We start from the raw sequence: 23,708 nt of genomic DNA on the forward strand, positions 1-23,708 counted from the left end.
GTCTGCTGCGTCTTCATAACCATTAACAGGTAAGTCCTGACCTCAAGGTACAGCCTAGAAAAAAAAATGTAAAAAAACACAAGCCCCCAGTTTGCCGCGTAATATTTTCAGCGCTCTTTTGATCTGTGTAGCTACAGTATGCTCTGAGATATTCAATTCTAAAGAGATCTCTTTATAGGATAAATGGCCTTTTCTGCTCAGTTCAAAAATCTCACGCATCTTTGCAGGAAGTCTGTCTATTTCTTCTGCAATCAATGCAGCGATCTGACGCTCACGGATCAGACTATCGGCACTTTCATAATTGTGCCCTAAAAATTCATCTAAAGAATCGAGGTATTTTGTTTCAATCTCCCGATGTGCAAAAATATTTAATGCCCGGTTGCGAACCGCACGATACAAGTAACCAGCAATAGAGACTTCTGGGCTTAAGGTTTGACGTTTATTCCAGAAGGAAATGAACACTTCCTGAACCACATCCTCCGCTTCCTCCTGATTGTTTAATTTCCGGTAAGCATAAAGAAACAGCAAGCGATGATACTTCTGGTATATAAGCACATATGCCTTCTTACTCCCCTCAGAGATTTGCTGCAATAGTTCCTGATCGCTATCGATTATATTGTATGACATAATGATTATATAAAGCGAATATATATAATAATCAAGCAGATCACAATTCTTAGTTAAAGCAGTAAAAAACTTAATAAAACAGTCCTAATCATTGGAATTTAGCTTAAAGAAATAAAACAACTTCCTTTACCAGGCTTCTTAAATACAGGAATAGAATGCAATAAAATAAGAATAGCTGTTAAAAAAGCAATTTATTGTATAACATATTAAATTCATTCCGAATAAACCATTCCCAAAAGGCGAGCAAATATTTTTTTTCAGAAGACATATTGAGGAGTGGTCAAAAAAAATCAATTTCCTTCAAAGGTCCCTTTCAGGAAAATAAAATTAAACGTCAAGTAATTTCAGCGTAAGACACGGAGTAATACAATGGCTATATAGCGGCTATTTAGTAAGGGTATAACAGGGGGTTGGGATGTTGTTGCGATGTAGTTGCTATGTAGTTGGTATATTCAGGAATATACCAACCATATCCCAACAACATCGCAATAGTATGGCAACTACATACCAACCCCTTACTATTCCCTTACTATACCCTTGCTAATTCCTTCTTATTTCCGGCCATAATTTGGCAAAAAGATGAAGTGCTCTTCTATTTCAGGAATAGACTAATCAAATTCTAGATGTTAATGAGAAAATATTTAGTATTTTAAACAGAAACCATGCTATACCTGGCAGTTAACAACCATTAACCTTAAAAAATAAGCTATGAAATTAGGTGCTTGCTCAATCAGTCTGAATGTGAAAGACATTAAAGTCTCCAAACAGTTTTATGAAAATCTTGGGTTCAGTGTTTTTGCTGGCCACCTGGATCAGAATTACCTCATTATGAAAAATGGGAATGCTTTGATTGGCTTGTTTCAGGGAATGTTCCAAAAGAACATGATCACTTTTAATCCCGGCTGGGATGAAAACGCGAATTTACTGGATTCGTTTGATGACATCAGAGTGATTCAACAACATTTGAAAAGCGCAGGACTTAAACTGGAAACTGAAGCTGATGAGAACACCTCTGGACCTGCGAGTCTGATTGTGATTGATCCGGATGGGAATCCTATTCTTTTCGACCAGCATGTTTAGATAAAAGGATACGGGTTACAGAACACAGCGTCCTGCAACCTGTATGCACTTTATTAAATAGAAGAATTTGAGACATATGCCTTCCAGAGTTCATCTAATGATTTACCGGTCAGCTTTTTCCAACTTTGATCGGTATAGGTATGACTGGTCAGTTGGATGCTCAATGTTTTCGCCAGTTCTTTCCCAGATGACTTTTCCAGCCATACCAAGAAGCTGGCCACATCTCCATAACCATTTTCATATTTCTGGTTGGGATTGGCTTTAGGTAAAAACCAGTTTGCAGCGGGATTATCTACCCCGAATTTATTTCTTGCAAAATCTGCTATCCCTTCTGTTAACCAACCCGGTCCTACACTATTTCCATAATCCTGCACCACGTGCATGGCTTCATGAGTCACCACATCAAGATCTTTAGGATGAGCTTTCAGGTAGCGGGAACTAAAAACGATCTTGTTAGCTGCTGCCGCAGCTACACCTTGATAAGCGGTATCGATCACAAAAGTGACTGATTTGGCTGCTTTCGGATTATATTCTTTGGTTAGTTTAGGGTAGACCTCAAAGAAAGTCCTAATCAGTTTTTCCTTATGATTAGGATCAAATGTAGCGTCTTGATTAATGATTGTTAGCTCATACCCATTTCCTGACCACACTTCCGGTATTCTACCATCCAACTTAAGGAATTTAGCGAGCTGAGCATTGCTGCTATTCCATAATCCTAATACCATGATCAGGCTTAAAAAACTATATTTTTTCATCTGTTATTTTCCTGTTTTTGTTTCTAAATCTGTGATTGCTGTCCATAGTACACCTGCTTCACCTCTAAAACTAGCAGAACCCTGGGGCTGATTATCTGGGGTATACCATTCATAAAAACCTTTGTTTTTAACTACACGGTCCAACATCGGTTTCATCGCTTCGCAAGCCTCTTCGATCAGGTTGTAACGAATCAACTGACTGACCATTCTTCCTCCAAACCAAGTCCAATCCCCACCGTTTTGATAAGAATATGGTCCCATTCCTGCGTTTTTGAAAAATCCTTTAGGGTATACCGGATAAATGGTTAATCCAATTGTAGCTGCATTGGCCTTTTTCACGTTCTCCTGCATCCTTTTGTAAGCATGACGAACTTCTTCCTTGCTCAGCAAACCTGCTTCAATAGCGACAGCCGTTCCTCCATGGTAATAAATCTCCGATTCATTGAAAGATGCTGGAAATGGAGAACCTTCCAGGTAGATGTGTGGAATAAACTTTTGTTGTTTCTTATCCCAAAGGTGCTTTCTGGTATTGGTAAAGAGGCTGTTTTGGATGCCTTTCCAATATTTCTTTTGAGCAGGTAATAATTCAGCAATGCTCAAAAAATCGTTAATGGCGATGATAAACATGGCATTGTCGTAGATGTCAATGGTTCTATGGGAATTAGAATCTAAGACTACTCCCCAGCTATGTTCTGGCTGCACATCTCCCCAGTCTACCGTAGTCGCTCCCCATATCAATCCATATTTTTTCACAAAGCGATCTTTTAACAGGAATTCCATGGCACGTTCCAAATGTTTTTGCACGGTCTGACCGGCAATTTTCTCTCCGAGGATAGAGCGGTCTCCGGTTCCTCTTACATATTTCGCTACTGCCTGTACCAAAGAAGTTTCCTGATCCGTTTCTACCGTATTCTTATGCCCCGCATAGTTTGGAGCCAGCTTAGAGTGGTAAAAATTATAGGGAACGCCTCCTGGTTTGATGGGAATATATCCATCCAGAATCGCCCCATCCGGCTGCTGAAAGTCGAAGAAAGTCAACAGGTGTTTCTTGATTAGTGCTTTATCATTGACTTCACAAGCAACGGAAACAAAGGTGTTTAAATCTCTGATCCACACTTCACCATAGCCATCACCTGCGGTAAACCCTTTTTTTACCAATTTCTCGGCCATGCTTTTTACCGAATCTGCCAATGGGCTGATCGCCTGAACTTCCTTTGCTGCATTGCCCTTTAATGCCACTTGCGCATTGGTGCCGCTGCATAAAGCAACAACACCGAGACAACTTAATACGACTGTTTTTATTTTCATGTGTGTGATTTGTTTCTATTTATCTACTGTTTGTCCAAAGGTTAACTTCTGCCATCGTCATAAAACTTCCATTCCCCCAATTTTCCAATAATTTAAGTCTGAGGTACCTGACTTTAGGTGTTTCCGCCGGGAAAACAAATTCCTCCCCTGCTTTTGCATAAGCAATATCTACTGCGCTATTCTGACCTTTTGGTAGTCCGGAAGGCTTCAGTGATTCACAACTCATTAGCCTGGTCCAGCTCTCCCAGCTACCATCTGGGTTCGGGTTGTTACTTCCCCATATTTCAAACTTCCGCACACTTTCTCCGGTGTATAATCTATCATTGGCCTGCCAGATTTTAAAACGGGTTAAATTCGTGGAAAGCCCGGTATCGAAAGTAAACCATACCGGCTTCCCATTCGTAGTGGCAAAGCCTGGTGGATCGTATTTCTCATCCCATAAATAAGGCATCAACCAGGAATGAGCCGTTCGGGCATCCGTAGGCAATATCAATTCTTTAAATAACGTCTTATCTAATTTTCGTTCAAAGAAAGGAACGGTTAAATTAGCATAATCCCGGGAAAAAGTATCAATTGCATTAGGCTCAGGTTTAAATAATGACCTATATTTTAATACGCTGCCTTCTTTTGCATCTGTTAATTCTGTTTTCAATTGTTTTGGCGGGACAATAACTGTTTTAGGCAGGCCATCTGCTGAAGTGTATTTAAGTTCAATTCCAATTTCATCAATATTGCCCGTTGCCCAGTTCAGCTCCAGCTTTGACCCATCTAAAGAAAAGCCGATTTCTTTTAGTCGTCGGTTGACTAATGAATTAAAATAACTTTCTCCATAAACAGTTCCGGAAGCATTCACTACTACAGAAGTGTTATGCGCTTTATCGTAGGTAAATACATGGAAATTGTAATTCCCTTCTTTCAAACCAGGAATGACCATATGAACGGTATCTTTTCCTTGAGTACGTGTTACCGGCAACTCTAAAGAGTCTCTGCGTTCGTTCCAGTAAGCCCTGACTTTAGTGACCAGTGGGTCACTACCTAGCACCAGCGACAATTGAATGCGCTGATTACCGGGACGCATGATTACGGAATCTACCCGACCAGCATAAGAAAGCTCACCACCTTCCATGAATTTCTTATAGGCATCCTCTTTCCTACAGGCCATCAGACTGATACAGCCAATAAGGGTAGAAAAAAGAGCCATATTATATTTTCGTTTCATCATCTTTTGATTATGTTAAATATCTCCTATCTAGTATCTCCCCAGGCGGTCAGTTCATTGAAATTCACGAAAGTACCGTCCGTCCAGTTTCTCAATGTTTTAAACCTGATGTACCTTACTTTTGGCGCATCAGCAGGAATTGGGATAGATTCTCCGGCAATAGCAGCATCTTTATCAGCCTGCGACAATTGTCCGACAGGCAAGCCTGAAGGTTTCTCCTGTTTATGAGTGCTAAGCAGCACCCAACCGTCATAACTCCCATCTGCTGGCGGATTATTAGAGCCCCAGATTTCCACATCTCTGGGATTGTGAAGGTTAAAATAAACACTCTGCCTCATGTAATAAGTTAGGCGGCTCAATCTGGCGGTTACCCCTAGATCAAAAGAAAACCATTGAGGCATTTTAGCAGCATCTCCGGAATGATAAAATCTACCATCTCCCACATCTCCATCAAATAGAGCCACCAGATTTCCACCATAACCAAGTACGGCATCTGTTGGCAATACCAATGGTCTCATTTTGGTTCGATCCAATCTGGCTTCATAATATGGCGTTACCTGGACATACAAAGTGTCTGATAAATTCCCCCACCTATCTCTCACAAAAATTCCGAACCTGGTATCTTCTGCTTTCAGCTCTCTGGTGGGAAAAATCCCTTTCTTGATATTCGTATAAAAGGTGTTAATCGGCACGAAATTTCCCAGTGCATCATTTGATAGCACAACAATGGCCAGATTGTCGGCTTTATCATTTTCAAATTCGACATTAATCCCTCCAAAGTCGGGCCTTACTTTAAGTCCATTACGTACCAGGTTCATGGCTGGCTCTAATGGGTTTGCGATCACCTTAACTGCTGCAGAACTGTTTTCACTCTTGTCTACCGCATACAGCTCAATTTCGTAAGGATTTGTATCTCCAAATCCCAATACGGTTAGGTTGCGGTTATACTTACTCACTTTTGTTTCTCTTACTTCTCCTTTTCTGCTGCGATACACCGCCTTGATGTATAATAAATCCTGGTCAGAAGGCACGGTATAGCTGATTTCTGCTGCCCCATTCAAATTAATAATGGATACATTGCTGACTAGCCCAGGAGCGCTACCATCCTTAATAATCGGCTCCTGTACATCCTGTTTGCAGGAGCTGATGAAGAACAGCAGTCCGCAGGTCGCAATTCTATATAATATTCGTTTCATTATCTTTTCATTAAATTGATAAAATCCATTTCCTGTTCCCTCTTAAAATTACCAGCCTGTATTTTGAACCAGGTTTGGATTGATCTGAAGGTTATATTCATTGATCGGCCATAAATAATCGCGGGGTGCATTGAAAGTCTGACTGAATAACAAGACCCTGGTATTGTATTCTTCCGCAGTTTCCTGCGTGATGTTCCAGCCATAAATTGGTGCATTCATCTTTTTAGCGGCTGTTTTCCAGCGTCGCAGATCCCAAAAGCGACTGGCTTCGAAGGCCAGTTCAATACCGCGTTCCTGATGGATAATATCTCTTAAACCAGCAACAGTGGTATATTTTCCGGGGTTATTAGAATAGGTAGTCCAGGATTCCTCTACAGATTTCAGTCCTGCTCTTTCCCGGATTTGGTTGAGATAAGGTAAAGCCTCCCCTGAACTACCGCTTTCATTTAAAGCTTCAGCATACAAGAGATACAGGTCTGCCAGACGCATCGTTGGCCATGGATAAGATTCTACATTTACTTCGGTACTGGTAGCCACCAGGTTCCAGTTGACCAGTTTTTTGGTGAAATACCCGGTAACAGAGTACATCCTGGTTTGTTTTTTACCAGTGTATTCTCCGGCTTTACTTTGAATTTCATACTCTCCACTTTGCATATACCATTTGGAACCATCAAAAGCCATATCCGCATAAAAACGAGGCTCACGATTAAAATGAAGACCAACGGTTTGATAGCCTTCCTGCAACATTGGTTCTGCAGCTGTACTGGTACGCAATTCGTATCGGTTCTCATAATCCCAGGTCTGGTCTTCTTCAATTGGTACGCCGTTTTTGGTATAAAAAAGCTCTGCCATTTTCAAGGTTGGTGCCAGTTTACCCTTCAGTTCCCGGTTTACATTATTCGGGTCAAACTGCGGAGTAGCGAATAACTGTATCCAATAACTAGGGTTACCTAAACCTACATAGCCCCAGATCAGCTCGTTGTTCCATTTTTCACAAATAGCATTACGGATGCTCATTTCCGTTTTCAAAGCCTCATTCACTTCTCCCGCAGCAGGAACAAATCGATAAAGTTTAATGCTGGCTAAATTTGCCGCATCCAATGCGTTTTTGCAGGCTTCCTTTGCTCTTAGCCATTTTTTAGCATCATAGCTGGCATTAAAAAGCGATCTACCATCCTTATTTTTGAGGTTATTATAATCTGTATTTCCATTGAAAAGCGGACTGGCGGCAGTCACCAATACCCTTGCTTTAATTGCCAATGCGGCTACTTTTGTAATTCTCCCCAGCTCTGTAGAACGACTGTCTATCTTATTGGGTAAACCTACATTTATCTCTCCGGCTGTTGCCTCATCTATCAGATTTGAGATATAATTTACCACAGAATCGACAGGCTGACGATGAATTTTTACTTGTTCAGGAGTTGCGGTAATGGGCAGATTCTGATCCACAATAGGAATTGGGCCATACATCCTAAAAAGATACCAGTGGAAATATGCTTTTAGAAACTTCACTTCTGCAATCCAACGTTCCTTTACATAGGGTTCGAGGTCTATTGCTTTATCAATGTTTTCTAAAAAGATATTGCAGTTTCTGATCCCCTGCCACATCGACCGGCCATCATAACCATCCCAATAGTTCATTTTTGAAACTGACTTATTTTGCAGTCCCCGGGCAATTTCATAAGAGTCCAATGCAAAATAGTCCAATGTCATTGGCCAGTAGGTCCAGAATTCATCCCCGGCATTAAAACCAGGATTCATATCTGGATTCCCTTCCTGAGGTAGAAATGAGTAACAGGTGAATAAGAATTTCTCTGCTTCGACGCGATTTGCAAAGGCATGGTCAATGGTTGCTACATTGTCTGGAATCACATCCAGATAGCTTTTTTTACAGGCAGAGAAAATTGCCATAAAGCAGAGTACACTGGCAATTCCAATATATTTAGTTAAAAGATTAAATTTCATTTTGCTGAGGATTAAAACTGTACGTTGACACCAATGTTGAATACTTTCTGTAACGGATAACCTAAGCCATTTCCTCCCTGCTCCGGATCCCAAAGTTTAAAGCCGCTGAGCAGAAAAAGATTGCTTCCGTTGGCATAAAGCCTTAAGCCACCTAAATGAAGTCTTTTTAAGGCTGTTGCCCTCAGGTTGTAACCGATCTCCACAGTTTTAAGCCTAAGAAAAGCACCGTTACGCATCCACCAGTTTGAAGGCTGACTATTATTCACATTTTCTGTAGAACTGAGTCTTGGCCAGAAAGCATATAAATTATTGTTATCCTCAGACCAGTGATCTTCGGCAATCACGTTTAATAAACCGTTCTGTCTTGCACCACTTGTTGCGAATGAGGAGAAACCGTTAATGACAAATGGACTGATGGTTCTTGGGTCGATAAATAAGGAGGACCTTGCTGATCCCTGAAAGAAGGCACTGATGTCGAAGTTTTTATAACCTGCTGAAAGACCAAAACCATAAATTACTTCCGGAGTTACTGGATTGCCCATTCCATTCACCATATCGAGATTGGTAATTTCTCCATCTCCGTTTAAATCACGGTACTTGATATCTCCACCTCTTACTTCTCCGAAGTTCTGTTTTGGAGAGTTTGCCACATCCGTATCGTCAACAAATAGTCGTTCGGCAATAAAACCATAACTTTGTCCCAATGAATGGCCAACCCGCGATAAATAAGCCATATTAGCCGGGTATTCTGGTTCTTCATTAACCAGCAACTTACTGGTGGCATAGGTAAATGTACCTCTTGCCTGCAGCCAGGCATCACCGAAGGTTTTGTTATAATCCATCGAAACATCTATTCCTTTACCTTCTGCTACGCCCACATTGGAATTAATTGGAGCTGTTAAACCCATGGTAGAGGGGATAAAAACCCTTTGCATTAAAATATTACTGCGGTGTTGTTTGTACACATCAATAATGAAATTCATATTGCTGAATAAGCTCAGGTCCATCCCAATATTGGTAGTTTTCGCTTTCTCCCAGGTGATGGATTCATTGGAATATCTGGACACGGTAACTCCCGGTCTGGAATAAGCATAATCTTCACCGAAAACAGCGCCACGGTTGGTAGCATTCAGGTTCACATTAGATAAATAAAAGAACCTGTCGGTTGAGGCTCCGATCTGGTCATTACCCACCAATCCATAGGTTGCTCTAAATTTAAGCTTGGATATTGTGCCCAGAATAGGTTTAAAAAACGCTTCATTGCTCACATTCCAACCGAAACCTACAGAAGGAAAGAAGCCAAAACGTTCATTTTTAGCAAATCGCTCTGAACCGTTATAACCAAAATTGGTTTCAAAAAGGTATCGATTATCATAGGCATAGGTGAACCTTCCTGAAAGCCCCTGATTTCTAAAGGGAAGTGAAGCTTGAAGATTACCGGCATTGCCATCCAGATAATTTCTCATGATCGTCACCAATAAGCCACTCATATTATGTTTTTCTCCAAATGTTCGGTTATAGTTAACTGCAGCTTCAGCATAACTGGTGGTATTTAATTGCTTTGCACCTTCTCTATAATTCAAGTATTCTGTCGCTGTTTTTTCATTTAACAGCGATAAAGTATAGCCTTTGGAATTTGTATTCGTTGGATTGGCTTCGTAGAAAAAAGGATTGTACTGACGCTGTAAACTGAAATAGGAATACCGTTGTGTATAGGCCATCATTCTTGCAGAAAGCCCTTCTGTTAACATTTTAAGGTCTTGCTTCAGTTCCAGCTGAACATTTAAGGTTGAAGAGCTGTATTGCTGGTAACCCGACACCATCGAAGCATAAGGGTTGTTATAAAAGCTATCCGGACCGCCGAGCGTGGCATTTCCGAAAAGCGGATGTTTTACAGCTGGAAGATCCGATGCAGGAAAGCTGGCAGGGAACAATACCGGATTAGCGGTAATGACACTGTTAAATATGGCGCCGCCACCACCTACCGGACCGCTATAATCATCAAAACTACCGGAAGTTCTAACAATACCATCGGTGGTTGGGGTAAGCTTCACATTTACATTAGACCTGACCTCATAGCTTTTCAGTTTAATGTTGTTATTGAAAGTGTTCTTGGAATCTGCTTTTAACACCCCATTGTCCTGGTTATAAGTTCCTGAAATATAATACTGGGCTGCTTTTCCACCGCCATTCATGTTCATATTGAAGCGCTGGTTCATCGTATAATCTTTGATCATCAACCCGATCCAGTCGTTATTTGGATAGAGATAAGGATTGTCTCCTGCAATGGTGCGATCTATCTTTGTCTGCGAATAAGGAAGAATACCCAGAGGATCTCTGGTCAGCACAGCCTCATTTGCCAGTTTCATATAAGTGATATTATCTGCCAGTTTGAAATTCTGCGTATTGGAAGAGATCGAGTTTTCCAGTCGGAAGTTAAACCTGGTCTTTCCATCTACACCGGATTTAGTGGTCACCAATACCACGCCATTCGCCCCTCTTGCACCGTAAAGCGAAGAGGCTGCCGCATCTTTTAACACAGAAAATCCGGCCACGTCATCAGGTTGCAACCTGGCTAAAGCATTAACAGTAGATTCCATCCCATCAATCAGGATCAGTGGATTTACCTTTCCTGATCCGAAACTGGTAATGCCACGAATGAAAAACTGTGCGTTATCCGCTCCAGGCTCTCCACTTCGCTGAAAGGCAACCACGCCGGATAGTTTTCCAGCAAGCATGGTGGTTAAATTACTGGTAGGTCCTTTGATTTCCTTTGGATTGATGGTGGTGATGGAACTGACCATACTTTCTTTTTTCTGCTGGCCAAAGGCCACGACCACCACTTCGTTTAAAGCATTGTCATCTTCCTTTAAAGTGACATTGATGAGCTTCCTCCCGTTGATGGTCACTTCTTCTTTTTTAAAGCCAACATACAAGAAAGTCAGGATCCCCTTCCCTTCCGGCACATTGATTTTGTACTCCCCATCAACATTAGTTACGCCACCGAGGCTACTGTTTTTCAATTTAACACTTACACCGGGTAATGGGCCTCCTTTTTCATCTGTTACTTTACCGGAAATCGGAACCGAAGATTGAGCCATGAGCTGGCTCGTCGAAATCATGAGTAAAAAAAGGTAGCCGAGGTACTTTACTTTGAGATAAGTAAAACTTCTTCGATACATAATAATAGGTTTGCTAATTGGTTAGATTAATTTGGTTATGTGTATACAACATGACCCTTACCATCATATTGTATGTACATAGTTACATAATAATTTTCCATCGACAAACTTTATTTTGCAGTGATTCGAAAAAAAATAGCAAAAAGCTCCATTTTCAGTACTTAAACAAAGATTACTTTTTAACAAAGAACAAATCAATATGTATGTACATTCTTTTCAAGCAGTCATTTTAATCCTGCTAAATCGATATGGATAAGATTTTTTAATTGGGCTGTACTCATGAAATAATCTTTTCTGTAGCTGTTGGCTATTGCTGTAGCGATCTATTTTTAAGGAATTAAATCAACGATAACTTAAGCTTGGAAAAATGGAAAATAAAATGAAAAAGATTGGCCTTGTAGGCGGGATTAGCTGGACTTCTACAGTGGATTATTACCGTTACCTGAATGAAGGCATCAATGAAAGGCTTGGTGGCTTGAACTTTGCCGAATGCCTGATCAGTTCTGTGAATTTCGACAACTTTCAAAGGTTCAATGCGGCATACGATTGGGAGGCTACCTACCATTTACTGTATACTGCAGCGGAAGACTTAAAAAAGGGCGGTGCAGCGGCGATTGTACTCTGCGCAAACACTGCCCATATTGTCGCTGATCGCATCGCTGAATCCATTCAATTGCCCCTGATCGACATCACTACTGCTGTAGCGGAGACCATTCATCAGGCAGGCTTGAAAAAGCTGGGCTTAATTGGGACTACCTATACGATGGAGCTTGGCTTTTATAAAGATAAGTTGAAGGCAAATGGCATTGAAGTGATGATTCCAGAAAGTCAGGAACGTAGAGATTACATAGAAGATACGCTCAGAGATGAATTGGGAAGGGGTACTTTAAATCCAGATACTAAAAAACAATACCTGGCCATTATTCAGGATTTGATTGATCAGGGTGCTGAAGGAATTATACTAGGCTGTACAGAAATCCCCTTACTGATCAAAGCTGAAGACCTGTCTGTACCCGTCTTTGATACCACTAAAATCCATGCCCGGGCAGCGGTGAATTTTGCCCTTAGCCTGTAACATATAAGGCAAAAAGCCAGTTTGCCATCTAAAATAATTATCTTCGCGCCTTTGACTCGATTATAAGAACATTTTAAATATAAGGAACATGAAACTGGAAGAACAATTACTGAGTAGAAGCGAAAACAAATGTGAACTATGCCAATCAGAAGCGACGCTTAGCGTATATGAAGTACCTCCTCAAACCGCAAATACTGCAGATAACTGTATCCTGATTTGTGATAAATGTTTAGCTCAGATTGAGAAAAAAGAAGAATTGGACAGCAAGCACTGGCAGTGTTTAAGCGGCAGCATGTGGTCTGAGGTTCCTGGTGTGCAGGTAGTTTCATGGCGGATGCTGAACCGTCTGAGCAATGAAAGCTGGGCAATGGACAATCTGGACATGATGTACCTGGATGAAGATCGTTTGGCATGGGCTAAAGCTGCTGATCTTGACAATGATTCGGCTGTTGAACTTCATAAAGATTGCAATGGCGCAGTACTTCAGGCAGGAGATGCTATCGTATTGACCAAATCTTTAGATGTAAAAGGATCTACTTTAAACGCTAAAATGGGAACGGTAGTAAAAAACATCCGTCTGGTAGAAAATAATACCGATCAGATTGAAGGAAAAATCGAGGGACAAGTAATTGTCATCCTTACAAAATACACTAGAAAACAAGGTGCTTAGCCTTTTTTCAATCCTAAAAAGCGCGCTACAATTCATTTTGTAGCGCGCTTTTTTCTTGGATAATAGTATGTCTATCCCCTATTCCCAAATTCAGGAGGGAGTAATTAGTCGATCTGTAATATGGTTTTGGCCAGATTGATCATCCGCTCTGTACCGGTATATTTCCCATGCTCATCGGATAACTTCACTACTTCCGTCCATTCCCCATCTTTAGGCTGTGCTTCCGTCATTTTGATCACAATATTCATTGGATCCGGACCAGCATCATTGGTTAAATTGGTTCCTATTCCAAATGACATCCCTATTTTTCCCTGGCAATGTGCTGCGATTCGTTCTACTTTATCATAGTTTAACCCATCTGAAAAGATAATGGTCTTGGATTTAGGATCGATTCCCATTTTCAGGTAATGGTTGATCACCTTATCTGCAAACAATAATGGATCTCCACTGTCATGTCTGACACCATCAAATAGCTTGGAGAACATTTTATCAAACTGACTGAAAAACACCTCTGTGGTATAAGTATCTGAAAGGGCAATTCCTAAATCACCACGATATACGTTCACCCAATGTTCCAGCCCCATGGCATTGGCCATTTTAAATCCATATTTGGCGGCATGAAACATAAACCATTCATGGGCATGCGTTCCAATTGGTTTAGTTTGATGCATCATGGCCATATGCACATTACTGGTGCCAATAAATGAGCCGGCACCATATTCATTTAAAGCTTGCAAAACGGATCGGTGAACCTGATAAGAATACCTTCTTCTGGTCCCAAACTCGGCTACGGTTACCCCTAGCGCTTTATATTTTTCTATCTTTTGTGCCGTCAGCTGCATCACTTCATCATTGCTGATTCTATGGGAACCATTCAATACATAATACAACTCGCAAATCAGCGACATTAAGGGAACTTCCCATAGAATGGTTCGATACCATAAACCTTCCACGCGTACTTCCAGCTGCTCTCCCACTTGCTCGATATGTACTTCCTCCGGCTGATAACGATAGCCTTCCAGGAAATCCAGGTACACAGGATCAAGATATGGACAGGTCACCTGCAGGAAGTGTTTCTCCTCTTTCGTCAGTTTGAGTAAAGCCATCTGATCTACCGCAACTCTTAATGCTTTCGCAAATCCTTCAGGAAAAGAATGTTTTCCACGATTGATAAACTTATACCTGGCTTTTGCTGCCGGAAACAAGCGGATCACCCCTTGCTGCATCGTGATCTTATAAAAATCATTATCAAGAATAGAGGTAAGTGCAGTTGTGGGTTGTATTTGCATCATAGTTGTCGACGATTTTTTCCAAAAATACCATGTTCCATCCAATTCTCCCCCATAAAAGCTTTATAAATACAGTATAGGGCTATGGAAACCATCCTGAAAATGTAAATACATTCAAACAGAACAATAGATAAATTATGTAATTTTGAGTAGAAAAACCAACAAACTATAATTTAAACCTAAACCTAACAACAATGAAAATTCTTAAGATTATCCTTGGCGGAATTGTAGGCCTGATTGCTCTGGCTTTAATCGTTGCGTTATTTGTTAAAAAAGAATACGCAGTAGAACGGGAAATCGTCATTAACAAACCAAAACAGGAGGTTTTCGATTTCATTAAACTGATAAAAAACCAGGATCTGTACAGTGTTTGGAACAGAAGATACCCGAATAAGACAACGGATTACAAGGGCACAGATGGAACAGTTGGCTTCGTATATGCCTGGAATGACAAAGAGAGTGTTGGTGAGCAGGAGATTACTAAAATTACAGATGGAGAACGCATAGACATGGCCCTTCGCTTTAAAGTACCATTTGAAGCTAATGATAAAGCTTACATGACTACTGAAGCCTTAGCTGATGGAAAAACAAAGGTAAAATGGGGCTTTAACGGCGCCATGAAATACCCTATGAATTTAATGTTGCTATTTTTTAACATGGAAGATATGTTGGGCAAAGACCTGGAAAAAGGACTGGCTGATTTGAAGGTCGTTCTTGAAAAATAAATCAGCGTTTTACCGGATGAAATTATCGAAGCGGATGGCTGAATGGCCATCCGCTTTTTTGCTTAATTGATGATACTTTTTAAATGTTTGTAATTGGATTTTACAGTATCCATTACTTCATCTAATTTCCCACCTAACATGAGTTTAGTCATGGTTAAGGCCATTCCTTTCATCATTTTAAACTCGATTTTGGGTGGCATGGCCAGGGCATTTGGATCGGTCATCACATTGATCAATACCGGGCCATCATACTCAAATGCAGCTTTCATTCCAGATTCCAATAACTCCGGATCATCAATCGTCATTCCTTTGATGCCCATTGCGCTAGCAACCATTGCAAAATCAGGATTTACCATATCCGTTTCTGAATCTGGAAGCCCTGCGACTTCCATTTCCAATTTTACCATCCCCAGAGAGCGGTTATTGAATACGAAGAGTTTAATTGGGAGGTTGTATTGCTTTATGGTGGCTAAATCACCCAGTAACATAGAAAGTCCGCCGTCACCACACATGGCAATCACTTGTCTATCCGGACTGGATAAGGCTGCTCCAATCGCATGAGGCATCGCATTGGCCATTGAGCCATGGTTAAAAGAGCCTAACATACTCCGTTTTCCCGTCGCATCAATATATCTGGAACCCCAAACACAGCACATTCCGGTATCTACTGTAAAAATAGCATCCGCTGTAGCGAGTTTATTAATTTCAAAAGCCACAGCTTCCGGATGGATGGCATCCTTTTCGCCTTTATCTTCTACATAGGTATTCAAATGTTCTTTTACTTTTTCATATAGTTTCAATTGTGCCTCCAGAAAGCTATCGTCTTCGTTCGTATCGAGTAGTGGGATTAAAGCTTTTAAGCTGGTTTTGATATCCCCATGGAGTCCCATTTCCAGCTTTGCCCTCCTACCCAGTCTCTCTGGCTTACTGTCTATTTGCACCAGTATTTTATCCTGTGGAATAAAGGGAACGTATGGAAAATCTGTACCCAATAGAATCACCAGGTCACTTTCATGCATGCTATGGTAGGCAGACGGTAGTCCCAGCAAACCGGTCATTCCTACTTCATAAGGGTTGTCGTATTGAATCCCCATTTTCCCGCGGAAAGAATAACCCACCGGCGCTTTCAGGATTTCTGCCAGTTTAACCACTTCATCGTGTGCCTCTGCGGCACCAATCCCGCAGAATATCGCGATCTTTTTATGTTGATTGATCAAATGAGAAAGTGCTAACAACTCTTCCTCTGCCGGGCATATCGTTGCTTTAGAAAAATAGGTTTTATTTGCAGACATGTTTTCTACAGCGTCCATGCTGCTTACATCGCCTGGTAAGCCGAGGATGGCTACTCCTTTATGGTGGAAGGCGTGTTGCAAGGCTGCCTGCGTCATTCTTGGCAGCTGAGCCGCTGTGGTTGCGATTTGATTGTAATGGCTACAATCGTCAAAAAGTTTGGTGGTATTGGTTTCCTGAAAATAACCTGAACCGAATTCAGAAGTGGGACAAGTGGAGGCAATCGCCAATACTGCGGCACCTGCACGGTGCGCATCGTAAAGCCCGTTGATCAAATGAACATGACCTGGGCCACTGCTACCTGCACAACAAGCAAGGCCATGCAATTCCGCTTCTGCAGCGGCAGCATAAGCACCTGCTTCTTCATGCCTCACATGGATCCATTTGATCTGATCGTTGCGTCTTACCGCATCATTTAACTCGTTTAAACTGTCACCGGTTACCGCATATATGCGTTTAATACCTGCTTCAACCAGCATATCTACCAATTGCTCTGCTACTTTTTTAGACATAGTATGATTTTTTAAGGACCATAACATCGCAGATCAATAGGAAATGGATGTTATCAATGGATAACACCAGGTTTTGTTGATAGTTTTAGCCAGATGGGATTTTAGCCCATCAGTTCTTTCATCAATTGATCAAAAGCGGTCTTCAATTCAGCGAGTTCTGTTTCCAGTTTAACCACACGGTTTTCCAGATCGGATGACGGTTTCTGAGCCGATTCTTCAAAGGTATCCTCTGCATTTAAATCTGGTATTCCAGCAAGCAGATGCGCGTAACGCATTTCCTTTTGCCCGGCTTTTCTTGGCAATTGAAGTACATAAGGAGGTGTTGCATCCGTAAGGCGTTCCAATACGGATTGTACTTCTTCCAAAGATTCAAATTCGTAAAGTCTGCCGGAATTGGTGTTTAGCTCACCTGGAGTTTGAGGGCCTCTAAGCATTAATAAACAAAGAATTGCAACCTCTTGCGGGGTAACCGGGAACACAATTGCGAAATTATGCTTGTATTTTATACTGCGACTAGATCCTCCGGTGGCCGTCGATATCAGTCCCTTTCTTTTGAGCGTATCCAGGGCCAGCACCACTGTTTGCTCATCATACTGAACTACAGGTTTACGGGAGGTTTTCTGATTACAGGCAGCCGTGAGGCTGTTGATGGTCATTGGGTAATATTCAGGGGTGGTTTTAGATTTCTCCATTAAAACGCCTAGCACACGAAGTTCCTCAGCGTTTAATTCGGGCAAAGTTTGTATAGATTCCATGCCCTAAGTTAAAAAATAAGGTGGAATGCCGTTTCTCTTTTAATCTCTTTTAACACAAAACTACTGCTCAAAGTAGAAATATTAGAAAGGGAGGATAAATGCGTCACTACAAAGGTGTGGTAGTCGTCTACATCATCCACTACAATCTTTAGCAGATAGTCTTGTCCGCCGGCAATACAGAGTACTTCCAACACTTCCTTAAACTGTACAACCGATTCTTCAAAGTTCTTTAAAGTGGCTATCGATTGCTCTTTTAAAGTAACGGTACACAATACCAATAGGTGTTTCCCCAGTTTTTCTCTATTCACCAAAGCCACATATTTTTCTATATATCCTTCCGCTTTCAGTCGTTTTATCCGCTCATGAGTTGGTGATACACTTAAACCAATCTCAGAGGCAATATCTTTTGTACTTAAAGAAGCGTCCTTTTGCAGGATATTCAATATCCTGGTATCTAGCTTATCTAATTTCTCCATCATCACATTTTGCTGAAATGGGATCCAGCAAGGCACAAATATGGTGGTTTTTACTGCAAGAGCTTAACAATACAGCATTTTTTATTGATTATCAGATAATCAAAGGAAATTATATGGCACTTATCTAATTTTGAAGGATTAAATACCAAATATTAATAAAACCCAATGAAGACTCCTTTAAATCCCACAGATAACGAACGTTTAAATTCTTATATGAAACTCGCTGAAGAGCGCGCCAAGTACTTCATCGGTTATCCTATTGCACAAGATTTTGATTATTCAGAACTATATCCACTTTTAAAACTGCCATTAAACAATGTGGGTGATCCATGGGTGGAATCTACCTACGACCTCAACTCCCGTTCTCTGGAACTGGAAGTATTGGAATTCTTTGCAGAACTGTTCAATGCACCTTTGAATAACTGGTGGGGTTATGTAACCAATGGTGGTTCTGAAGGTAATTTATATGGTCTATATGTGGCCAGAGAACTCTACCCAAATGGGATTGTTTATTACTCTGAAGCCACTCACTATAGTGTTCAAAAGAACATTCAGCTGCTTAACTTACGCAGCATCGTAATCAGAACCCAGAAGAACGGGGAAATGGATTATGAGGATCTGAATTCAATGGTGCAGATGCACAGAGATCAACCTGTGATTATCCTGGCCAATATTGGCACCACGATGATGGAAGCAAAAGATGATTTGCAACAGATTCAGCAGATCCTGCGCAGGCAAGCCATTAAAAATCATTACATCCACTGTGATGCTGCTTTAGCGGGAACCTACAGTGCTTTATTAGATTTGAAACCAGGTTTTGATTTTAACCATGGTACAGATAGTATGGCCATCAGTGGACATAAATTTATCGGCTCCCCTATCCCTTGCGGACTCGTATTGGTAAAAAAGAATTATAAGGACAGGATTGGAAAAGCAATTCCATATATCGGTACGGTAGATACGACGATTACTGGTAGCAGGAACGGACACAGCCCTATTTTTATCTGGTATGCACTTAAAAAGATGGGCAAAGAGGGATTGAAACAACGTGCATTGACTTGTCTGGAAACAGCTGCATATGCTGTGCAGAGTTTAAATGACATCGGTGTACCTGCCTGGACCAACCCTTCCGCATTAACGGTGGTTTTTCCTGCGCCTTCTATCGCATTGAGACAAAAATGGCAGATTGCTACCGAGGACGGCAATAGTCACATCATCTGTATGCCAGGAGTTACCTATGCACAGATTGACAATTTCGTACAGGATTTAAAAGCGGAGCTTGAATTAAGCGCAGCAATAACTGTATAAATTTTTAAGGGGCGGTCTTGAATATTTATTGGAGACCGCTTCTTTTTTCTGATTTTAGGAGGCTAGGATCTGGTCAATCTTTTGCAGTTCTTCTGCACTAAAGCTAAGGTTGTTCAGGCATTTTAATGAATCTGAGAGCTGCTCAGGTTTACTGGCACCTACCAATACGGAAGTAATGCGGTCATCTCTTAGAATCCAGGATAAAGCCATTTGGGCAAGTTTTTGTCCACGGCCTGCTGCCAATACATTCAATTCATTCAGCTGTCTGACTCTATCCGGAGTTAACTGCTCTTGTTGTAATGCACCATGCGACTTTGCTGCGCGTGAATCTTCAGGGATTCCCTTCAAATACTTATCCGTTAGCATGCCCTGAGCAAGTGGTGAAAAAGGAATACATCCTACCCCTTCATTTCCTAATAAATCCAACAAACCACCTTCAATCCAGCGCTCATACATTGAATATTTAGGCTGATGAATCAGACAAGGCGTACCCAGTCGTTCCAGAATTTTCATTGCTGCTGCAGCTTCTGTTGCCGGATAATTAGAAATACCCACATAAAGTGCTTTCCCTTGTCGTACGATCAGGTCTAATGCCCCCATCGTTTCCTCCAATGGAGTTTCCGGATCCGGACGATGATGGTAAAAGATATCTACATACTCCAGTCCCATTCTTCTCAGACTCTGGTCTAAGCTGGATACCAGGTATTTTTTTGAGCCCCAATCTCCATAGGGACCATCCCACATGGTATAGCCTGCTTTAGAAGAAATGATCAACTCATCTCTGTATCCTTCAAAATCTCTTTTCAATAAGCGACCGAAGTTCTCTTCTGCAGATCCGGGAGGCGGACCGTAATTATTGGCCAGGTCAAAATGAGTGATGCCATTATCAAAGGCCAGTTTTAAGATGTTACTACAATTCTCCAGTTGATCTACATGCCCGAAATTGTGCCACAAACCCAGGGAAATCGCAGGAAGCTTCAATCCACTGTTTCCGCATCTGCGGTATTGCATTTGAGTATATCTGTTAGGGGCGGCAGTATAAGGCATGTTTGGGGAATTTAGGAACAGTAGCCTTTTTTCAAAGGCTACTGTTTTCGAATAAATCGATATTATTTATCGCTGTTTTTTTTCTCTGTTACTTCAGTACGGATTTCCTGAGCAAGAACTTTTAAATCCTGCATAGCTTTACGTACTCTTGTTCCTGCAGCACTGTTTCCTGCACTATAAAACTTCTCAGCGTCAGCTTCAATAGAAGCTAATAATTCTTTAACTTTTGAAAATTTTTCCATGTTTTAAATATTTAATTGTTGGCCAAATATATATTATTTTGGAAATAAACGTACATAACTTCCATTCTATTGCGTTTTTTCTGCTAAATCAGCCTTTATTTATGCTTATTGGCCCTCATTTCAGTCATTTTAGCCTATCCTGATGCCCCGCTAAGGCGTCAAAAAGCGGGTTGTCCCGGCCAAATTTCGAGGAGCTTAGGCCTTGTTGCTGCATTACAGCCGCTCTATAACCGGGGGCATTCCAGGCTTTTCTAATCGTATACTTGCTAAAAGCCCTGGAACAATAACAGCAATGTCAATTAATACCTGGAATACCAATTTAAATCTCCTTTTACTTTGATTTGATAAAAAACCTACCGAGATTAGCAATTAATGAAACAGAGAACAGGTAGATATCAGGCAACACTACTGACTTATAATAAGAGTCAGCTGCAAGTCTATGCCTTGTTCAAAAGGTTTTTCAGGGAGAATTATCCCTTCGGCTTTACTTACCAAATTACCAGTAAAGACTTTATTAATTAAGCCCCGAATCATTTCATTCTACTCTTCGGTTCAGGGGCATTTTTCTTCTGATGAATTTCGTTATTTTAAAATTTAAGAAATAGCAGTATATTTTTTATTTTCTTTTTTTGCACTAAATACCTACTTTACGTAACGTGTGAAACCGTAATTTTTCAGTTGTGCCTCCCTGTATCCTTAAAAGACATTAATCATTCAATCCTCACATTAAGACATTTAAAACATGGAAACAAAAACATTGTCACTTTCAAAAAGCGATTTAAAATTATTAAAAGATCACCTGGACAAATCCAACATGAGTCCATACAATAAAGAAAAACTAAGAAAAGAAATTAAAGAAGCCACTATATATGCAGATCAGGACCTTCCTGGGGACGTAGTATGTCTTAAATCTGAAGCCAGAATCGCCAATACAAAAACCGGTAAAGAGTTCACATTTAAGATTGTGATGCCTGAAGAAGCCAATATTAAAGTACAAAAGGTATCCGTTTTTGCGCCAATCAGCATTGCTTTATTTGGTTATAGAACTGGCGACATTATCAATTGGGAAATGCCTGATGGCATTCAGGAGTTTAAAATCCTGGAAGTTCAAAAGATGAACTAGGCTCCAATAACAGATTTAAGACCGCATCCTAAGCTTACTCAAAAGGTAATTCATTCGGGAGGCGGTTTTTTTATAGAAAAAATTCCAGGTATGCTGGAAAAAATTCCGTATATTCGAATTGAGCAATACCAACTAATTATGGCAACTACACCAAAACCTTATAAAGATAAATCAACAGTATCGATGGTAGCTGAAGCCGAGTTAATCGCCCCTTACCAACCGCTATACCATGATTCCATCAGCCTGCTGATGAATTCTAAATCAGGCTTGTCGGCTAAAGCAGCCCTTGATTTTTTAAGTCTTTCCGGCTTCAGTAGAGACGAATTCCAGGATACTTTTAAAACTAACGTTAAAACCATCCAGAACTATGCTTCAAATTCTTCTAAGCTGGATGCTGCTTTAAGTGAGAAGCTCTTAAAATCTTTCTCTCTTTTTGAAAAAGGAATTGAAATCTTTGGCTCCGCAAAAGCCTTTCACCAATGGCTCAATACTCCGGCTTATGGCCTTGGCAATCAAATTCCTTTTGATTTAATGGATACCTTCACCGGGATCACTTTAATTGAAGAAGAACTCATTAGAATCGCTTACGGAGATCTGGCTTAAATATGCAGGTATTCCGAATTTCTTTAACTAAGTACGCTACTGCTTTAGTGGCTTCAGGCAGGGCTGCAAGATGGAATCCTAACGACAGCTCCGTTATTTATACTGCGGGATCACGTTCCCTTGCTTGTCTGGAAAATGTAGTCCATAGGAACCAGTTTGGGCTCAACAACTCCTTCCAGGTCATGACCATCGAAATTCCCGACGACCTGGGTATTGCCAGCATTTCTCTGAAAACACTCCCCGAAGATTGGGTTACTTTTGAGCAAATGTACCTCACACAGGAACTGGGAGAAAACTGGATCAGCAAAAATAAAACTGCCGTATTGAAAGTCCCCTCTTCCATTATCCCTGCAGAATCAAATTACCTCATCAACCCCAATCACCCGGATTTTAAATACATTAAACTGTTGAAATGCGAGCCCTTTGTTTTCGACAAGAGGATTAAAATGTAATCACCTTACCTCCCAGCCATTTTTATCATCCGTTGTGAAAGGTCTTTTCCCAGGTAACGATCAATGATCCCATGCACCAGATATAGGAAGGGCGTCATTATAATGGCGACCACAAATTTATAGGTATAGTTTACCAATCCAATTGCAGCAACCATTTGCCAGCTCCAATGGTATTGTGGATTCAGATAAAAGGCAATGAAGATCACCACAAAACTGTCTATGAACTGAGAAATCAGCGTGGATCCTGTAGCACGCAGCCATAAAGCACGTTCTCCGGTAACTTTCTTAATCTTATGAAAGATAAACACATCGGCAATCTGCCCAACCAAAAAGGCGATGACAGAACCAACGATGATCCACATCCCTTGTCCAAATATACCGGAAAATGCCACATTCATGTTTAGTGGCTGGCCATCGATCGTTTGGTTTACCCAGAAATCTGAAGGAGATAATTTCATCGCTGCGCCCACTACCACAAAGGCATAAGAAATTAAGATTGCAGCCAACACCGATAGAAAACGGACCTGCTTTACCCCAAAATACTCATTGATGATGTCTGTCATGATAAAAATCAGCGGCCAGGTCAGTACCCCCGCCGACATATTATAGGAAAGGTTCGGAACTCCAAGTAGGTTGATATCAAATGGCTTGATACCCAATGTACCCTCCACCGTAAATATTTTTACGCCTATAAATTCTGAAAGGATGGCGTTGGCCACGAAAAAGGACCCTAGAATGAGCAATAATCTGCTTTCTTTTGTTTTAAAAGTCATACCAAGATGAAATTATTAAATTAATCTGATATAAGA

23 protein-coding genes are annotated in these 23,708 nt (G+C 40.9%); 9 read left to right on the forward strand and 14 right to left on the reverse strand.

Going from position 1 to position 23,708, the window contains the following annotated elements:
- Positions 1–54: 54 nt before the first annotated feature.
- On the reverse strand, positions 55–627 hold the full coding sequence (locus R2S10_RS05815; protein ID WP_316839503.1) for an RNA polymerase sigma-70 factor: 573 nt from the start codon (positions 625–627) through the stop codon (positions 55–57).
- A 708-nt stretch (positions 628–1,335) separates the two neighbouring features.
- Between R2S10_RS05815 and R2S10_RS05820 the strand changes: the two genes are divergently transcribed.
- Positions 1,336–1,707, forward strand: a complete 372-nt coding sequence (locus R2S10_RS05820; RefSeq protein ID WP_316839504.1) for a VOC family protein — start codon at positions 1,336–1,338, stop codon at positions 1,705–1,707.
- 53 nt (positions 1,708–1,760) lie between these two features.
- On the opposite strand, the gene R2S10_RS05825 is transcribed toward R2S10_RS05820, so the two are convergent.
- The 6 genes from R2S10_RS05825 to R2S10_RS05850 are packed head-to-tail and all read right to left on the reverse strand — an operon-like array spanning position 1,761 to position 11,332.
- Positions 1,761–2,462 (reverse strand): basic secretory protein-like protein, encoded by a 702-nt coding sequence (locus tag R2S10_RS05825; protein ID WP_316839505.1) that lies wholly within the window; start codon positions 2,460–2,462, stop codon positions 1,761–1,763.
- Between the two features lie 3 nt (positions 2,463–2,465).
- The gene (locus R2S10_RS05830) at positions 2,466–3,770 is read right to left on the reverse strand and encodes a GH36-type glycosyl hydrolase domain-containing protein (RefSeq protein ID WP_316839506.1); all 1,305 of its coding nucleotides are present in this window, start codon (positions 3,768–3,770) and stop codon (positions 2,466–2,468) included.
- A gap of 19 nt (positions 3,771–3,789) precedes the next feature.
- On the reverse strand, positions 3,790–4,992 hold the full coding sequence (locus R2S10_RS05835) for a DUF4998 domain-containing protein (protein WP_316839507.1): 1,203 nt from the start codon (positions 4,990–4,992) through the stop codon (positions 3,790–3,792).
- 23 nt (positions 4,993–5,015) lie between these two features.
- Complete coding sequence (locus tag R2S10_RS05840; RefSeq protein WP_316839508.1) at positions 5,016–6,185, reverse strand: DUF5000 domain-containing lipoprotein; 1,170 nt, start codon at positions 6,183–6,185, stop codon at positions 5,016–5,018.
- 48 nt (positions 6,186–6,233) lie between these two features.
- Positions 6,234–8,150: a RagB/SusD family nutrient uptake outer membrane protein gene (locus tag R2S10_RS05845; RefSeq protein WP_316839509.1), complete on the reverse strand. Its 1,917-nt coding sequence runs from the start codon at positions 8,148–8,150 to the stop codon at positions 6,234–6,236.
- Positions 8,151–8,161: 11 nt separating this feature from the next.
- Positions 8,162–11,332: a TonB-dependent receptor gene (locus R2S10_RS05850; RefSeq protein WP_316839510.1), complete on the reverse strand. Its 3,171-nt coding sequence runs from the start codon at positions 11,330–11,332 to the stop codon at positions 8,162–8,164.
- Between the two features lie 367 nt (positions 11,333–11,699).
- Here R2S10_RS05850 and R2S10_RS05855 point away from each other — a divergent pair, with 367 nt between their 5' ends.
- Together R2S10_RS05855 and R2S10_RS05860 are read left to right on the forward strand one after the other, a co-directional pair.
- Positions 11,700–12,407, forward strand: a complete 708-nt coding sequence (locus tag R2S10_RS05855; protein WP_316839511.1) for an aspartate/glutamate racemase family protein — start codon at positions 11,700–11,702, stop codon at positions 12,405–12,407.
- Positions 12,408–12,495: 88 nt separating this feature from the next.
- A complete protein-coding gene (locus tag R2S10_RS05860) occupies positions 12,496–13,077 on the forward strand; it encodes a PhnA domain-containing protein (protein ID WP_316839512.1) in 582 nt (193 codons plus the stop codon).
- Between the two features lie 104 nt (positions 13,078–13,181).
- Here R2S10_RS05860 and pncB read toward each other — a convergent pair whose 3' ends face one another.
- Positions 13,182–14,366 carry a nicotinate phosphoribosyltransferase gene (pncB, locus tag R2S10_RS05865; RefSeq protein WP_410478952.1) on the reverse strand — a complete coding sequence of 395 codons (1,185 nt, stop codon included), beginning with the start codon at positions 14,364–14,366 and terminating at the stop codon, positions 13,182–13,184.
- Between the two features lie 194 nt (positions 14,367–14,560).
- Between pncB and R2S10_RS05870 the strand changes: the two genes are divergently transcribed.
- A complete protein-coding gene (locus R2S10_RS05870) occupies positions 14,561–15,091 on the forward strand; it encodes an SRPBCC family protein (RefSeq protein WP_316839514.1) in 531 nt (176 codons plus the stop codon).
- Between the two features lie 62 nt (positions 15,092–15,153).
- Here the strand turns inward: R2S10_RS05870 and R2S10_RS05875 are convergent, their stop codons facing one another.
- From R2S10_RS05875 to R2S10_RS05885, 3 genes are all read right to left on the reverse strand, one after another.
- Entirely contained in the window at positions 15,154–16,893 is a 1,740-nt protein-coding gene (locus R2S10_RS05875; protein ID WP_316839515.1) for a thiamine pyrophosphate-dependent enzyme, read from the reverse strand.
- A gap of 101 nt (positions 16,894–16,994) precedes the next feature.
- A complete protein-coding gene (locus R2S10_RS05880) occupies positions 16,995–17,648 on the reverse strand; it encodes a YceH family protein (protein WP_316839516.1) in 654 nt (217 codons plus the stop codon).
- An 8-nt stretch (positions 17,649–17,656) separates the two neighbouring features.
- Positions 17,657–18,127, reverse strand: a complete 471-nt coding sequence (locus tag R2S10_RS05885) for an Lrp/AsnC family transcriptional regulator (RefSeq protein ID WP_316839517.1) — start codon at positions 18,125–18,127, stop codon at positions 17,657–17,659.
- Positions 18,128–18,289: 162 nt separating this feature from the next.
- On the opposite strand from R2S10_RS05885, the gene R2S10_RS05890 reads away from it, so the two are divergent.
- A complete protein-coding gene (locus R2S10_RS05890) occupies positions 18,290–19,432 on the forward strand; it encodes a histidine decarboxylase (RefSeq protein WP_316839518.1) in 1,143 nt (380 codons plus the stop codon).
- Between the two features lie 54 nt (positions 19,433–19,486).
- Here R2S10_RS05890 and mgrA read toward each other — a convergent pair whose 3' ends face one another.
- The gene (mgrA, locus tag R2S10_RS05895) at positions 19,487–20,479 is read right to left on the reverse strand and encodes an L-glyceraldehyde 3-phosphate reductase (RefSeq protein WP_316839519.1); all 993 of its coding nucleotides are present in this window, start codon (positions 20,477–20,479) and stop codon (positions 19,487–19,489) included.
- A 62-nt stretch (positions 20,480–20,541) separates the two neighbouring features.
- On the reverse strand, positions 20,542–20,721 hold the full coding sequence (locus R2S10_RS05900; protein WP_182954181.1) for a histone H1: 180 nt from the start codon (positions 20,719–20,721) through the stop codon (positions 20,542–20,544).
- A 372-nt stretch (positions 20,722–21,093) separates the two neighbouring features.
- Between R2S10_RS05900 and R2S10_RS05905 the strand changes: the two genes are divergently transcribed.
- The 4 genes from R2S10_RS05905 to R2S10_RS05920 all read left to right on the forward strand — a co-directional run bounded on the left by R2S10_RS05905 (position 21,094) and on the right by R2S10_RS05920 (position 22,899).
- Complete coding sequence (locus R2S10_RS05905; RefSeq protein ID WP_316839520.1) at positions 21,094–21,243, forward strand: hypothetical protein; 150 nt, start codon at positions 21,094–21,096, stop codon at positions 21,241–21,243.
- A 220-nt stretch (positions 21,244–21,463) separates the two neighbouring features.
- Positions 21,464–21,844, forward strand: coding sequence for a GreA/GreB family elongation factor (locus tag R2S10_RS05910; protein WP_316839521.1), 381 nt, complete (start codon positions 21,464–21,466; stop codon positions 21,842–21,844).
- Positions 21,845–21,982: 138 nt separating this feature from the next.
- Positions 21,983–22,447, forward strand: coding sequence for an antitoxin Xre/MbcA/ParS toxin-binding domain-containing protein (locus R2S10_RS05915; RefSeq protein WP_316839522.1), 465 nt, complete (start codon positions 21,983–21,985; stop codon positions 22,445–22,447).
- 2 nt (positions 22,448–22,449) lie between these two features.
- Complete coding sequence (locus R2S10_RS05920; RefSeq protein ID WP_316839523.1) at positions 22,450–22,899, forward strand: RES family NAD+ phosphorylase; 450 nt, start codon at positions 22,450–22,452, stop codon at positions 22,897–22,899.
- 5 nt (positions 22,900–22,904) lie between these two features.
- Here the strand turns inward: R2S10_RS05920 and R2S10_RS05925 are convergent, their stop codons facing one another.
- On the reverse strand, positions 22,905–23,672 hold the full coding sequence (locus tag R2S10_RS05925) for a queuosine precursor transporter (protein ID WP_316839524.1): 768 nt from the start codon (positions 23,670–23,672) through the stop codon (positions 22,905–22,907).
- Positions 23,673–23,708: the final 36 nt, after the last annotated feature.

Source organism: Pedobacter gandavensis (assembly GCF_032678745.1).
Lineage (GTDB): Bacteria > Bacteroidota > Bacteroidia > Sphingobacteriales > Sphingobacteriaceae > Pedobacter > Pedobacter gandavensis_C.

Coding starts and splice junctions, on each gene's coding strand:
- R2S10_RS05860 (WP_316839512.1), top strand. CDS start 12,496: ATGAAACTGGAAGAACAATTACTGAGTAGAAGCGAAAACAAATGTGAA.
- R2S10_RS05920 (WP_316839523.1), top strand. CDS start 22,450: ATGCAGGTATTCCGAATTTCTTTAACTAAGTACGCTACTGCTTTAGTG.
- pncB (WP_410478952.1), bottom strand. CDS start 14,366: ATGCAAATACAACCCACAACTGCACTTACCTCTATTCTTGATAATGAT.
- R2S10_RS05905 (WP_316839520.1), top strand. CDS start 21,094: ATGAAACAGAGAACAGGTAGATATCAGGCAACACTACTGACTTATAAT.
- R2S10_RS05815 (WP_316839503.1), bottom strand. CDS start 627: ATGTCATACAATATAATCGATAGCGATCAGGAACTATTGCAGCAAATC.
- R2S10_RS05855 (WP_316839511.1), top strand. CDS start 11,700: ATGGAAAATAAAATGAAAAAGATTGGCCTTGTAGGCGGGATTAGCTGG.
- R2S10_RS05910 (WP_316839521.1), top strand. CDS start 21,464: ATGGAAACAAAAACATTGTCACTTTCAAAAAGCGATTTAAAATTATTA.
- R2S10_RS05915 (WP_316839522.1), top strand. CDS start 21,983: ATGGCAACTACACCAAAACCTTATAAAGATAAATCAACAGTATCGATG.
- R2S10_RS05890 (WP_316839518.1), top strand. CDS start 18,290: ATGAAGACTCCTTTAAATCCCACAGATAACGAACGTTTAAATTCTTAT.
- mgrA (WP_316839519.1), bottom strand. CDS start 20,479: ATGCCTTATACTGCCGCCCCTAACAGATATACTCAAATGCAATACCGC.
- R2S10_RS05870 (WP_316839514.1), top strand. CDS start 14,561: ATGAAAATTCTTAAGATTATCCTTGGCGGAATTGTAGGCCTGATTGCT.
- R2S10_RS05850 (WP_316839510.1), bottom strand. CDS start 11,332: ATGTATCGAAGAAGTTTTACTTATCTCAAAGTAAAGTACCTCGGCTAC.
- R2S10_RS05875 (WP_316839515.1), bottom strand. CDS start 16,893: ATGTCTAAAAAAGTAGCAGAGCAATTGGTAGATATGCTGGTTGAAGCA.
- R2S10_RS05845 (WP_316839509.1), bottom strand. CDS start 8,150: ATGAAATTTAATCTTTTAACTAAATATATTGGAATTGCCAGTGTACTC.
- R2S10_RS05925 (WP_316839524.1), bottom strand. CDS start 23,672: ATGACTTTTAAAACAAAAGAAAGCAGATTATTGCTCATTCTAGGGTCC.
- R2S10_RS05820 (WP_316839504.1), top strand. CDS start 1,336: ATGAAATTAGGTGCTTGCTCAATCAGTCTGAATGTGAAAGACATTAAA.
- R2S10_RS05900 (WP_182954181.1), bottom strand. CDS start 20,721: ATGGAAAAATTTTCAAAAGTTAAAGAATTATTAGCTTCTATTGAAGCT.
- R2S10_RS05880 (WP_316839516.1), bottom strand. CDS start 17,648: ATGGAATCTATACAAACTTTGCCCGAATTAAACGCTGAGGAACTTCGT.
- R2S10_RS05825 (WP_316839505.1), bottom strand. CDS start 2,462: ATGAAAAAATATAGTTTTTTAAGCCTGATCATGGTATTAGGATTATGG.
- R2S10_RS05835 (WP_316839507.1), bottom strand. CDS start 4,992: ATGATGAAACGAAAATATAATATGGCTCTTTTTTCTACCCTTATTGGC.
- R2S10_RS05885 (WP_316839517.1), bottom strand. CDS start 18,127: ATGATGGAGAAATTAGATAAGCTAGATACCAGGATATTGAATATCCTG.
- R2S10_RS05830 (WP_316839506.1), bottom strand. CDS start 3,770: ATGAAAATAAAAACAGTCGTATTAAGTTGTCTCGGTGTTGTTGCTTTA.
- R2S10_RS05840 (WP_316839508.1), bottom strand. CDS start 6,185: ATGAAACGAATATTATATAGAATTGCGACCTGCGGACTGCTGTTCTTC.